Source organism: [Bacillus] caldolyticus (assembly GCF_003595605.1).
GTDB classification, from domain to species: Bacteria; Bacillota; Bacilli; order Bacillales; family Anoxybacillaceae; genus Geobacillus; species Geobacillus thermoleovorans.
In genome coordinates this window covers 2,359,562-2,372,664 of the sequence record NZ_CP025074.1, presented here as the reverse complement: position 1 = coordinate 2,372,664, position 13,103 = coordinate 2,359,562, and the positions used below count along the sequence as shown (strand labels likewise).

The 13,103-nt window shown below is 53.3% G+C and carries 10 protein-coding genes; 3 read left to right on the top strand and 7 right to left on the bottom strand.

Features of this window, described 5'->3' with window-relative positions; translation table 11 throughout:
* Positions 1-14: 14 nt before the first annotated feature.
* The 7 genes from CWI35_RS12230 to CWI35_RS12195 form a co-directional block, all read right to left on the bottom strand.
* A complete protein-coding gene (locus CWI35_RS12230) occupies positions 15-311 on the bottom strand; it encodes an EscU/YscU/HrcU family type III secretion system export apparatus switch protein (protein ID WP_014196778.1) in 297 nt (98 codons plus the stop codon).
* Positions 308-2,452 (bottom strand): hypothetical protein, encoded by a 2,145-nt coding sequence (locus tag CWI35_RS12225; RefSeq protein ID WP_014196779.1) that lies wholly within the window; start codon positions 2,450-2,452, stop codon positions 308-310. Before CWI35_RS12225 ends, CWI35_RS12230 begins: the two co-directional genes overlap by 4 nt.
* Positions 2,453-2,523: 71 nt before the next feature.
* Positions 2,524-3,216 (bottom strand): ComF family protein, encoded by a 693-nt coding sequence (locus tag CWI35_RS12220; protein WP_014196780.1) that lies wholly within the window; start codon positions 3,214-3,216, stop codon positions 2,524-2,526.
* Positions 3,213-4,604, bottom strand: coding sequence for an ATP-dependent helicase ComFA (locus CWI35_RS12215; protein ID WP_119877810.1), 1,392 nt, complete (start codon positions 4,602-4,604; stop codon positions 3,213-3,215). Before CWI35_RS12215 ends, CWI35_RS12220 begins: the two co-directional genes overlap by 4 nt.
* Before the next feature lie 859 nt (positions 4,605-5,463).
* Positions 5,464-6,309 carry a DegV family protein gene (locus CWI35_RS12205; protein ID WP_011232619.1) on the bottom strand — a complete coding sequence of 282 codons (846 nt, stop codon included), beginning with the start codon at positions 6,307-6,309 and terminating at the stop codon, positions 5,464-5,466.
* Between the two features lie 255 nt (positions 6,310-6,564).
* Positions 6,565-7,239, bottom strand: a complete 675-nt coding sequence (locus tag CWI35_RS12200; RefSeq protein WP_020278885.1) for a response regulator — start codon at positions 7,237-7,239, stop codon at positions 6,565-6,567.
* Positions 7,236-8,417 (bottom strand): sensor histidine kinase, encoded by a 1,182-nt coding sequence (locus CWI35_RS12195; RefSeq protein WP_023633632.1) that lies wholly within the window; start codon positions 8,415-8,417, stop codon positions 7,236-7,238. Before CWI35_RS12195 ends, CWI35_RS12200 begins: the two co-directional genes overlap by 4 nt.
* A gap of 219 nt (positions 8,418-8,636) precedes the next feature.
* Between CWI35_RS12195 and CWI35_RS12190 the strand changes: the two genes are divergently transcribed.
* The 3 genes from CWI35_RS12190 (at position 8,637) to CWI35_RS12180 (ending at position 13,007) form a co-directional block, all read left to right on the top strand.
* Entirely contained in the window at positions 8,637-9,278 is a 642-nt protein-coding gene (locus CWI35_RS12190) for a YigZ family protein (protein ID WP_014196788.1), read from the top strand.
* A gap of 32 nt (positions 9,279-9,310) precedes the next feature.
* Positions 9,311-10,318, top strand: coding sequence for an LCP family protein (locus tag CWI35_RS12185; protein ID WP_023633631.1), 1,008 nt, complete (start codon positions 9,311-9,313; stop codon positions 10,316-10,318).
* A gap of 241 nt (positions 10,319-10,559) precedes the next feature.
* Positions 10,560-13,007 (top strand): SH3 domain-containing protein, encoded by a 2,448-nt coding sequence (locus CWI35_RS12180; RefSeq protein ID WP_119877809.1) that lies wholly within the window; start codon positions 10,560-10,562, stop codon positions 13,005-13,007.
* Positions 13,008-13,103: the final 96 nt, after the last annotated feature.

Here is a 13,103-nt window from a genome sequence, read left to right as displayed (position 1 = left end):
TATTTCAGGCATGTTTAGTGATTTTTTTCAAATTCCTGAATTAAAATGAGTATTTCAGCGATGACCGCATACAATTGCGGCGGGATGCGGTCGCCAAGATCAAGCTGAAGCAAGTTTTGCACGAGCAATGGATCCTCTTGAATCGGGATGTGATGCTGTTTCGCCAGTTCAATGATTTTCTGCGCCACATGTCCGCTTCCTTGGGCGACGACAGTCGGCGACTGGCCCGACGATTCGTCATACCGGATGACGGCCGCCGTCGGACCAGTCATTTGCTTTCGTTTTTTTTGATTGAAATATTGCGCCATCATATCGTGAAATCGTACCCTCTTTCCGTAAACGGTCCGTACAGGCGAACGGATGGCACCCGTTTTTCTTCTTCCTGCCGCTTCGTTTCATTCGTCAGCTTTGTGATGTTGACCATTTTGACGTGGTAGCCGATCTCCTCCAATCGCTTTTTCGCCATATCGATGAACGGCGCGGCTTTTTGGGCAAAGTCATCGCGGTCGTTGCGAAGGGTGACGGACAAGCTTCGCTCATTGGCTTGAAGCAAAATGCCGAGGTCTCCCAGTTTTTTCGTCTCCAGCAAGAAATACAGCTGACAGTTTTCCCAATCGATTCGCTCGCCATCTTGGCGGGCGTTGACATAGACGTTGACGTTCCGCACTTCATTTTGCCATCGCAACGGCAAGGAGAAGAACAGGCTTTGCATGCCCACTCCTGCGTCCCAGCGGTTCAACAGCTGTTGGCCAGTCAAATTGGCCAGCGCTTGCACCGACTGGCGCGCGATGGGTTCATTTTCGCTTTGCACAAGCTGCAAGAGCGCCGCCTTCATATTTTGCAGTGTTCCTTCCTCGTCCGCACCTTTTTGCACGAACGATTCAGCCGCCTCATACTCGTGGGTAAAACCAAACCGTCGGAATGCTTCAAACAGTTGCCGTGCTGATGGGCCGTCAACGAACGGCTGCGTCGCTTCGTTTATGTGCCGGAGAAATGCTTTGGACGCATCTTCCTGCGGTTCGCCCAACCCAACCACAAAATGCTTCACTTTTGCTTCGGAAAGTTTCAGTTCCATATTCGCAAGGGTCTCTTTTACCCCATTGACCAATTTTCGAGCGCCTTGCTCATCCCCTTGACGAAGCCGCTTTTTCGCTTCAGCCAGCTGGGAGCTCGCCTTCATCAGCTGCTTTTCCGTCGCCATGTCCGTAAACAGCATCAAATCACTTTTTAAAATGACGTTGTCCAACTGCTTAATTGCGCTTTCCAAGTACTGTTTTGCCTGCAAGCGGGCGGCTTGTCCTCTTTGTTCCGCCCAGTGCAGCACCGTCTCCAAATGGCGCATCACATTGCGCTTCACAATCTGAAAGTCACGGGACGCCTGTGCCATTTTGGCTGTGACCGTTTGCACGAGAAAGTCTTTCGTTTGCATCGGCACACTCACTTGCATCCATGTTCCATTAAGCGGAACATGGTCCAATGATCCCGAAGAAAGGGTTTGTTCCATGTCACTCAACATATCGAATAACGATTTCCGGGCAGCAAGCTCTCTTCCGTTTTCCATCAACTGGCGCACTTCTGTCAATGCTTCGTTGAACGCCTGCCTCCAGGCAGGATGAATCTGAACTCCTTCTCCAATCTCCTTTTGAATCAAGTCAAGCACTTGTTCAAGATGCGGCTCTTTTTTCAGTTGCTCGATGGCATGAAGAACCTTGTCGCGCAATAAATTGATCGCTTGCATCATCTCTGTGCCGTTTGCCTTTTGATGCGGTTCGGACAAAAGAGCTGTTAATCGTTGCAGCAATTGTTGAACGAATTCTTGTGGAGAACCAACAAGGGACATAGAAGTTGACGCACTGTCGTCCAATTTTCCTTCCATGGAAACGCGGACTTTCTTTTGTTCATTCACCTTAAGCTCCTCTACCATATCTACGAGCCTCTCTCCGAGCGGCTTCCCATGCAGCGCCTCATGGACGGCCGCAAGATGAACGTTCGTCAGTTCTAAATGCTTATTGATGACCGCGCGGACGGTATCGAGTTTTTGCTCTACGGTGCCTGGAGCTTCGGCGAAAAACGTTCGCAAGGTGGAAACGATCTCTTTCGTGAGCGGCTGCCCGTGTTTTTGCAGCCAAGCGTCGACCTGCCTTAGCTCGGTCGATAACGGTTCAGAGGCAGAAAAACGAACCGCTTGTTCATTCGCCTCTTGTGGCGGGCGGGGAACGATTCGCGCCACAGGGACTCCCGCTTGTTCACCGACGACCTTGATCGTCACACGCCCTTCCTGTGGCCACTCTCCTTCTGTCCGAACCCGTACATCCGTTCCTTTGAGATGGACGACCGCTTCGTCACCTTTTTTCTCCTTGACCACCGCGTCATACGTTTCACCTTTTTGCAACACAACTGGCTGGTCAGGCGCGATCATCGCTTGCTTCACAAAAATGTTACGAACTTCCATCTCTGTTCACTCTCCGCTCGATCGGTTACCACTGTTTATATCGGCATCCCTCAGGCAAATGTTTAGCCCACTCACGCCCTCACTAGCGTCAACGCCCCCACCTCTGCCGCCCCCGCTTCAAGCAAAACAAGGGCCGCGTGGCGGACGGTGATGCCCGTCGTGTAAATGTCATCGATGAGAACGATTCGTTTTCCGTCAATCGGCGGATGTCCGGAGAGAAAAAACGGGTTGTCGGTCTCGAGCCGCTCACGGCGCGATTTTTTCGATTGTTTTTCGGAATGCTTGCGAGAAAGCCAAGGGAAACACGGAAACGGAAGCAGGCGGGCGAGCGCTTCCGCTTGGTTGAAGCCGCGCTCATACAGCCGTTCGGGGCTCAGCGGGATTGGGACGATGTGCCAATCGCGGCCGAAATGTCGGCGAAACGCTTGGGAAAACGGACGGCGGAATGCCTCGACGATGACATAGTCGCCGCGGAATTTCCATAAGGCGACGACGTCTTTCATCCAGTCGTTGTATATATACACAGATCGGTTTTTCACGAGCACCCTCCCCCATTGTTCATCTTCCTGCCACCGGAGACAGTCGGCGCACAGCGATGGCTTGGCTTCCTCGAGCGGGCGGCCGCACATCTCGCAAAGGCGGCCGTCAATGAGTTTGAACGACCCGCGGCAGCGTGGGCAAAGGACGTCAAGGTCTTCGAGGAAAAGAAGCTGGCGCCAGCTCGCGATCGGGTTGTACGGAGAATGGCAAAGGAGGCAGTTCATCGATGCAGCAACCCCCTTTTCTTTGCTGTCTCATTCATGCGGACAATGTGGCGGCGCGCCCGCACCATCTCATTCGTTTTTCCGTGATGGAAAAAGCGGACATCGCCATCCGGAAACGCGGCGTGGCGGCCCACGCGGCCGGCGATTTGCACGAGAGCGCTTTCCGTGAAGATGCGGTCTTCGGCGCCGAGAACGGCGACATCGATGTTCGGCACCGTCACTCCCCGTTCAAGGATCGTCGTTGTGACGAGCAGCGGCACGCGCCCATCGCGAAATGCCTGAACGTGCTCGGCTCTGTCTGGGGCTTCGGCATGAACGCCGACGATGCGGGGATCGACGCGCTGCAAGAGGCGGGTGACAGCTTCAAGCTCATCGATATGGGGAACGAACAAAAACGCTTGTTTTCCCTGCGCCAAACGATGGAGAACCCACGCAAGGACGTTTTCGGGCAAGCGGCCGCGCTCTAACCGTTTGCGCCAATTGCCGCACCATTCGAACACGGGGACGGGAAGCGGACGGCCGTGGTAGCGGGCGGGGATGACGACAGCTTTCCGTTTGCCTCTTGTGATGTCAAGCTGCCAAGCGCGGGACGGGGTGGCGGTTAAATAAATGAGGCTCGACTGTTCTTTCCGCGCTTGACTGACGGCGTATTGGAGCATCGGCTCAGCAGAATATGGAAAGGCATCGACTTCATCCACGATCATAACGTCAAAGACGCGGTAAGCCCGCAGCAACTGGTGGGTGGTTGAGAGGACCAAGGAAGCGATCCGCCCGCGCTCTTCGCTTCCGCCGTGCCAAACAGCGAGCGGAACGCGCGGGAACGCTTGGCGAAAGCGGGGAGCAAGCTCGCGGACGACATCGGTCCGTGGCGTGGCGAGGCCAACGCGCCAGCCCTTCTCGAGCGCGGCGGCGATGGCGGGAAACAAAATCTCGGTTTTCCCTGCGCCGCATACGGCCCAAACGAGCAGTTCGCTTCGATCGAGCACGGCCTGTTTGACAGCCATAGCGGCATCCTCCTGAGCGGCGGACAGCGTCCCATCCCAAACAAGCGGCGCCTCGTGCCGCTCGGACGGAAGCGGCATCGTCACGTGCACAAGGTGAGTGCAGGAGCTGATGCGCCCCATCACAAGACACTTGCGGCAATACGCGCAATCCGATCCGCAGCGGGCGCATGGAAACGATGCAAAAAGACGCGCGTCTTCATTCCCGCAGCGCACACAGCGCCAGCCGCTTGATGTTTTGATGAGGCCGGGCTGTTCGTGAACCCAACCGGCTTGCACCGCGGCTTTGATTTCTTCATCAGAAAACGGCAGTTGTTCGCGTGGGAGGCGCTGGCCGTTCAACCATGAAACGAGGTGTGGAACACAAGATGGTTGTTGGATGCACAAGAAGCATCACTCCTTTTGAACGTATGAAAAGCACGTTCCCCAGCTGAGAGGCAAGAAGAGCAGATGACGCGGCAAAAACCCTCTCTCCCCAAGTTGAGAGGCTTGAAGCGCATAAAGGTACAGGAAGAGCGATCGACGGCGTTCTTTTTCGTAAAAAGTTAGAAAGATGGTGAAAAATGGGCGTCATGCGCAAAACAGCAACATTCCGCTAGAAAAGAAAGTGGAGATGAAAAGGCCTTTCCAAATGGAATAAGGATATGGTTTGACCGTCTTTTTCACGACATATCGGCCTTCGAAAGAAATGGATGCGGCGAAACATGACGCCAGCGAAGATTCACAGGAGAGTCATGGAGCCGATCAATAACGTGTTTCGACAACATTCCCAGGGAAATAGCGACAAATTTTTCAGGAAAGGAAAACGGTTCGACAAGTTTGGCCAGCCCCACATCTCCGCCCGTTTCATAAAGTGGAGAGAGGAGAGGAAGACGATGCAGCTGACGAATTTGACATTCCCCACACCTAAAGGGAATAGGTTTTCTCGCTCTTATGTTTGTCACAGATGAATTCGTCAACTGCGGGCAGTTATGGAGAATACCGCCGAAGGAGAATGGCAAGCGCATTGAAGTTGGATGAGGAAATCGATAAAAACATTATATGAAATAGCATCCACTATGAATAGCATCAACATGGCCCAAAACTCATTCGGATCATTTCGTCCCATGAACGCCAAACGGGAAGACGGAAACATCTTGATCGACCATACAGCGGAAACGAGAATCCGCCGCCGTGCAAGGCGGAGCGCACCGTTCCGCCTTGCGCTTGGCTGTAGAGCCTCGAGACGGCGCTTTGCGGCCTCGGCTTAAGGCTGATACCACGTCAACCCGAGCGCGCCTTCGCCGACGTGCGTGGCGATGACGGGGCCAAAATAGCTGATCGAAAATTCGACGTGCGGATAGCGGGCGGACAGCTCATCGCGCCAGCGGTGCGCTTCATCGGGCTGGTTGGCGTGGATGATGGCGGCTTTGAGCGGCACACCCTTTTCCGCATCTTCGGCGAACAGCTCTTCGATGCGGTGGATCGCTTTTTTGCGCGTGCGGATTTTTTCAAACGGCACGATCACTTTGTTTTCAAAGCGAAGAAGCGGCTTGATTTGCAAGAGGCCGCCGATGAACGCCTGCGCCCCGGTCAGCCGTCCGCCCCGCTGCAGATGGGCCAAGTCATCGACCATAAAGTAGGCGCGCAGCGTTTGTTTCATTTCATCCAAGCGAGCGATGATATCCTCAGGAGACCTCCCCGCCTGCGCCATTTCCGCCGCTTCGATCGCATAAAACCCTTGTGCCATGCAGCTGATTTCCGAGTCGTATGCGTAAACACGCAATCCGTCCACCATCGTCCCTGCCGTGACCGCCCCTTGGTACGTGCCGCTGATGCCGCTTGAGAGGTGGATGCTGACGACCGCCTCGTATCCTTCCTCGCGAATGGCGGTGAACAAGTCAACAAACTCACCAACCGACGGTTGGGACGTCGTCGGCAACGTCGGATGCTGCTTGATTTTGGCAAAAAATTCATCGGCCGTCATATCAATCTCTTCGCGGTACGTCTCATTCCCGAAAATGACGCTGAGCGGAATCAGGCGAATGCCCAACCTCTCGCGCACCTCTTTCGGCAAGTAGGCCGTGCTGTCGGTGACAATTGCCGTTTTCACGAACGCCATTCCTTCCTGATTTCAAATTTTCTTCCATTATACCAAAAAGACAAACCGCCCACCACTACGAATCCAAATGGAGGATAGCGCACCGCAAGGACCTAAACAAAGCCGCTTGCCGCCAACTACAAAACAGCTTGTCCTCACCACGGACACACCAACAACGAAGCATCGCTGCCTCGATCCCCTCAACACCAGCCGCCAGACGCCCATCCAATCCGCTGACAATAGGCGGAAACGAAGGGGGCATTGCCATTAGCGCACTTCCACCCAGCCGTTTTTGATCGCAACCACAACGGCTTGCGTCCGGTCGTTGACGTTTAACTTTTGCAGGATGCTGCTGACATGGTTTTTCACCGTTTTTTCGCTAATGTAAAGCGCCTCGCCGATGGCGCGGTTGCTTTTGCCGTCAGCCAACAGCTGCAGCACTTCGCACTCGCGCCGCGTCAGCAAATGAAGCGGGCGGCGCACCTCCTGCTTAACCACTGCGCCGCCTTTTTCCGTCGTCAATCGGCGGTATTCGCGAATCAAGTTGTGCGTCACTTTCGGATGCAAGTACGAACCGCCTTCCGCGACGATTCTCACCGCCTCAATGAGTGTATCGGCGTCCATCTCCTTCAACAAATACCCGGTCGCTCCCGTCTGCAAGGCGCGCATGACATAGTTTTCATCGTCATGAATCGACAGCACGACGACTTTCGTATCAGGGTAAGCTTCAATCAGCTGTTTCGTCGCCTCAACGCCGTTGATGTCCGGCATGTTAATGTCCATCAGCACCAAATCGGGTCGGTATGTTTCGACGATTGAAAGCGCTTCGCTTCCGTCGCTTCCTTCCGCCACGACTTCAAAATCGCCCTCAAATTCCAAAATGCGCTTGATGCCCTCGCGAAACAGCTGGTGATCGTCGATAATCGCGATGCGTGTTTTCATCGTTTCCTTTCCTCCTTGTTCGTTTTGTCAGTCGAACGGTCGAGCGGAACGCGAATGAACACGGTCGTTCCGCTGCCAATCTTTGAGCGGATGTCGAGCGTGCCGCCGAGCAGCTCCACCCGCTCCCGCATTCCAATCAAGCCGAACGCATTTTCTTTTTTGACCGATGGATCAAATCCTTTGCCATCGTCTTTGACACTGACAAGCAGATGGTGGCACGTCACTTCCATTTTGACGTCGATATGGCGCGCTTCGGCATGCTTCAAGGCGTTTTGCACCGATTCTTGGACAAGCCGAAACACGGCCGCCTCCATCCGCGACGGCAGCCGAATTTCTTCGCCGATATGTACAAAGGAAATGTGGACTCCCTTGTTATATTCTTCGGTCGTTTGCAAGTATTTTTTTAGCGTCGGAACCAATCCTAAATCATCAAGCGCCATCGGCCGCAAATCGTAAATGATGCGGCGCACTTCGGACAAAGCCGAACGCACCATTTTGCGAAAATCACGAATCTCGGCGATCGCCGCCTCTGTCCCTCGCTCTTTGATCACCTTTTCGACCAAATCAGACCGAAGAAGGACGTGAGCGAGCAGCTGCGCCGGGCCGTCATGGATTTCCCGCGACAGCCGCCGCCGCTCTTCTTCCTGGGCTTCGATGATTTTCAGCCCAAATTCCTGCTTTTGCTTCGCTCCTTCAATAAGCTCGCCGACCTGGCGGAAATCGCTGTTTAAGTAGTGGAGCACGACCGTAATTTGTCCAACTAAATAATCGGCGCGTTCGATAATTTGCGCAAGGCTCGCCAATCTCCGCTCGAGCTCGTCGCGGCGCAGCCGCAGCTGTTTCTCCCGCTCGCGCACCATCGTCAGCTTCATATGCAACTCATGCGCCGCTTCATACGCCTCGCGAATATCTTGCTCCGAGTGGGTGGAAAAGTTTTGACTCACTTCCGACAGGCGGCGGCGCGCCTGACGCGCCTTCATTTCCAGCTGATCCGCTTCTTCGATCGCCTGCACGGTCAGCTGCTTCACCTCCTCGAGTTCGCGAAGCAAATGGTCGTGCTCTTGACGCGACTGCTCCCCGATGCGGAAAATTTCGTCTTTGCTGTGTTGAACGGTGTCGATCATTTTTTCGACAATCCGATCTAATTGCTTCACGTCCCACTGTTTTGCCTCAGCCATTTGCCAACCTCCAACAGCGCTGCCAAGCGGTGCGCATGGGCGCCAGCAAAATTTGTTTGAAGGAAAAAAGTTGTCGATTTATAATAATAAAAGCATGCCCTATCTATTGCTCTTTTATTTTCAGTTTACCATAATTAGAGTAGAGCGCTAGCCATTCATGCAAAAAAATGAACAAAATTAAACCGTTTTCGCGTTTTTTGTATGTTGAGGTGTTTTGCTTTGTTGCAAACATATTACACGGTCAAAGGATACGGCGAACGCGAGATCGTGATCGAAAAATCACGGTTCATCTGCTATATCAATCGCGCTGAAACCGAGGAAGAGGCCGTCGCCTTTATTCAACAAATCAAGAAGAAGCATTGGGATGCCACCCACAACTGCTCCGCCTATTTGATCGGCGAGCATGACCAAATCCAAAAAGCGAACGATGACGGCGAGCCGAGCGGCACCGCAGGGGTGCCCATGCTTGAGGTGCTGAAGAAAAAAGGGGTGAAAGACACCGTCGCCGTTGTCACCCGCTACTTTGGCGGCATCAAGCTCGGCGCGGGCGGGTTGGTGCGCGCTTACAGCCGCGCCGTCTCCGAGGGGCTGAACGCCGCCGGCATCGTCGAGCGTCGGCTCATGCGCGTCATGCATGTTACGATCGACTACCCGTGGCTTGGGAAGGTGGAAAATGAGCTGCGCTCTTCCGTATATACTATTAAAAATATCCAATATGCCGACCGCGTCACGTTTGATGTTCTCGTTCCCGAGGACGGCCAGTCTTCGTTCGGCGAGTGGATGACCGAACTGACAAACGGAAGGGCGGACATTCAGGCGGGAGCGATGGAGTATGCCGAACGGTTGCTTCCGTCTTCCTAAAACGACACCGTAAAGGAAAGAAGGGTTAAACGATGAATCATACAAGAAAAACAGTGAAAAAGCGAAAGAAAAAAAAGCGGCTCCGCCGATTATTTTTGCTCGTGTTTCTTCTTTTGCTCGGGGGTGTCGGCGCCTTTGGCTACAATATTTACTCCGAGACGAAACAGGCGTCAAGCAAAATTTATCAAGCGCTTGATCCATCAAGCAAGCCTGCAAGAAATATTGAAATGCGCAAAGATCCGTTTACCGTGCTGTTGGTTGGAGTGGAAAACCAGTACCACGACGAGGAGGGGCGGTCTGATGTCGTCATGCTTTTGACCGTCAATCCGAAGACGAACAAAGTGTATTTGTTGAGCATTCCGCGCGACACGCGCGTTTACATCCCGAGCGAAGGGCGGAAAGACAAAATCACCCACTCCTACAGTCATGGAGGCATTCAATCGACGATTGCAGCCGTCAATGAGCTGATCGATGTTCCGATCGACTATTACGTGACGACTGATTTTGAAGGGTTCGAAAAAATTGTCGATTCCCTCGGCGGCGTCACGGTAGATGTTCCGTTTACATTCAAAGCTCAGCTGACAGGTTCGCTCAAATGGCATACGTTCCATAAAGGCAAACAAGAGTTGAACGGCAATGAAGCGCTCGCCTATGTGCGCATGAGAAAATCGGACCCCCGCGGCGATTTTGGCCGAAACGAGCGGCAAAAACAAGTCATTCGCGCCATTATTGACAAAAGCACGTCCATCACCTCGCTGCCGAAGCTGGATGACGTCATCGCCGATTTAGGGGATCACGTGCGGACGAACATCCCTCCGTCCGATTTGTTGTCGTTCATCTATGTCTATCAAAAAATGAAAAACGCGGATGTAGAAAATTTGCATTTGAAAGGATACGACGAAACGATCAACGGCGTGTACTACTACATCCCCGACGAGCAATCGGTCAGCTCAATCAATGAAACGCTGCGGCAAGCGCTCGAGACGTCCAACGCCTCCCTCACGCGCAGCGATTCACCATCCACACAAAGCCAAAATTAACGATCACAAAGAAGGTGCTCCCAAAAGCAATGGGGCGCCTTTTTCCATTTACAGCGTATATCATGCCGCAATGATGATGAAAGAACACAACTTTTCATGTCCTCTGCTTTTTTTCTCTCTTTTTCAACAAAACTTTTCATTTTTTCTCATAATAGGACTGAATTCGGGTTGGATAAAACGGAAAAATTCGCTATGATAGTATAGAAAACGCAAACTTGAGAAAAAAGGGGGGATCGAATCCTTGAAAAAAACGCTTCTTTCCGTCTTGTTGGCGACTTGCCCGCTGTGGCCGTCGGCCGCCTTGGCCGCCGATGGAAGTCCGTCCTCATCCTCACCGACACTCATGGTCGCGGAGCATAACGCTTTGCTGAGGAGAGGAGCGACGGATTCCTATCAAATCGTCGAATCCATTTCCGCTGGCCAACAAGTAAAGGTCATCGACAAGTTCCAAAACGCTGCTGGCGAAACGTGGTATCGCATCGAATATAAGGGCATCACGGGCTGGGCGCGGGCAGACGACTTTTCTGAAGCGCATGTCTCTTCCGCCTTCCCTAACGTGATGTTCGCCAAGCAAGACTCGTTGCTGAGAAGAGGGGCAACCGATTCATATCGGTCCGTTGGTTCGATTCCCGCTGGCCAACAAGTGAAAGTCATAGACGAGTTTCAAAATGCCTATGGTGAAACGTGGTACCGCATCGAGTACGGAGGCGTCACCGGCTGGACGCGTGCGGACAGCTTTTCCAACCAACCGCCTTCCATGCTCGTCGGAAAGCGTGCGGTGATCGCCGCCAACGACATCGCGATGCGCAAGGGGGCATCCCCTTACTATCCGGTCGTCAAAACACTGTCTAACGGCGATGTCGTCTCCATCATTGCCGAGTTCACCAATTCGCTCGGGGAACAGTATGTGCGTGTGGAGTGGGCGGGAGTCAAAGGATGGGTGAAAACGGAACAGATCTACATACCCAAACAGCTTCCGACACTTTTGCCGACATTCATGAACGTTGTGCAGTCCTCCCCGGTTCGCCGCGGGGCGAGCGTCCATTACCGCGCCGTCGCCACAGTGTCACGCGGTCAATCTGTCAAAGTGATCGATTTGTTCGTCACAAATGGTCAGGAACTTTGGTGCCGCGTTGATCTCGGACATGTCCGGGGATGGGTGTCGGAAAAAGTGTTGACGATGTCATCAACCATGTCGGTTCCAAGCGGTGTCTCGGATACGTCCAGCGTCTCAGGCCAGCCGCTGACGGTCAGCGTTTCGGTCGCCAATGTGCGGCAAGCTCCATCTTTAAAAGCAAAAGTCGTCACCCAACTGAAAAAAGGAACCAAACTGAACAGCCTGTCAAGCGCCAAAGATGCGTCGGGAGCGCTTTGGTACAAAGTGTCCCTCAATGGAAAAACGCTCGGCTGGGTGCACGAGACGGTCGTAACCAAATCCTACCTTTCCCCACCAGCCAGCCAGGGGATGCAAAAGCAGGTGACAACCGCTAATGCGGCGCTGTTTGCCGAACCTTCGTTGAGCGCCGCCGTCATCGAGCGGATTGCGAAAAACCGAACGGTCACGGTTTTGAAGACGACAGAAGCATCTCCGTTCGACTGGGTGCAAGTCACCTCTGCATCGGGGAAAACGGGATGGATGCCGGTGTTTGAAGTAAAAGCCCCATCCTACGTATACGTCAAACAGGCGGGCACTCCGCTGCGCCGAGGTGCATCTTCGAACTATCAATCGTTGAAGGCGTTGGCAGCGAATGAGCGGCTTGCTGTCCTTTACGAATATCATGGATGGCTGAATGTCGAAACATCCAATGGCGTCCGCGGATGGGTGGAGGAATCAAGCACCTCTACCGTCGCCTTAAATAGTCTCGTTGAACCGACGTTTTCGACCATCAACGAAGATGCCTATTTGACGTGGAAAAAAACTTCTAATTTCCGCGTCTCCTATTCGTTGTTGCCGGGCAATCGTCTGAAAATCACCGGCTCGTTTTCCTACGCTGAAGTCCCGTCGACCGACATTCCAGGCATACAAACGGTGGAGTGGAACGGCAGCAGCCTGCCCATCACCTTTGAACCGGGGTACACGTTCACCCTTCGCCATTACAGCGACCGATTGGCGCTGAAAATTCTCGAGACCGGACTCAAGGGCAAAAAAATCATCATTGACGCAGGGCATGGGGCGCACGACACCGGGGCGATCGGCCCTGGCGGCACGCGGGAAAAAGATATTACTCTCGACACCGCCTTATTGCTAAAAGAAGAATTGGAGCGGGCCGGAGCGATCGTGAAATTGACGCGAAGCACCGACATCTTTTTGGAGCTGTCTGAACGGACATGGATCGCCAACAGTTCCGACTACGACGCCTTTATCAGCATTCACGCCGACTCGTACTCGCGGACATCTCGCGGAACGACAACGTACTACAACGTATCGAGCAACTTCAATGGGCCAAAAAGCGAGCAGTTGGCCGCCATCGTGCAAAAACATCTTGTCCAACAGCTCGGAACATATGACCGCGGCCATAAAACGCAAGACTTTTACGTCAACCGGAAAAACGAGCTGCCGAGCATTCTCGTTGAGCTCGCCTTCATCTCCAATCCAAATGAAGAGGCGCTGCTCAAAACGAAAGCGTTCCGCCAAAAAGCGGCCGTCGGCATTCGCGAAGGACTGGAAGAGTATTTCAGCCAATTCTAGTTTGTTCGCGTTCGGAGAATAATAGCATGAGAAGGCCGGTAATGCAACGGATTGCAAAGCTTTACGACGGAGTTCGTCAAACTGAGAAACATGGCA

Coding starts and splice junctions, on each gene's coding strand:
- CWI35_RS12230 (WP_014196778.1), bottom strand. CDS start 311: ATGATGGCGCAATATTTCAATCAAAAAAAACGAAAGCAAATGACTGGT.
- CWI35_RS12225 (WP_014196779.1), bottom strand. CDS start 2,452: ATGGAAGTTCGTAACATTTTTGTGAAGCAAGCGATGATCGCGCCTGAC.
- CWI35_RS12220 (WP_014196780.1), bottom strand. CDS start 3,216: ATGAACTGCCTCCTTTGCCATTCTCCGTACAACCCGATCGCGAGCTGG.
- CWI35_RS12200 (WP_020278885.1), bottom strand. CDS start 7,239: ATGAAAACACGCATCGCGATTATCGACGATCACCAGCTGTTTCGCGAG.
- CWI35_RS12195 (WP_023633632.1), bottom strand. CDS start 8,417: ATGGCTGAGGCAAAACAGTGGGACGTGAAGCAATTAGATCGGATTGTC.
- CWI35_RS12185 (WP_023633631.1), top strand. CDS start 9,311: ATGAATCATACAAGAAAAACAGTGAAAAAGCGAAAGAAAAAAAAGCGG.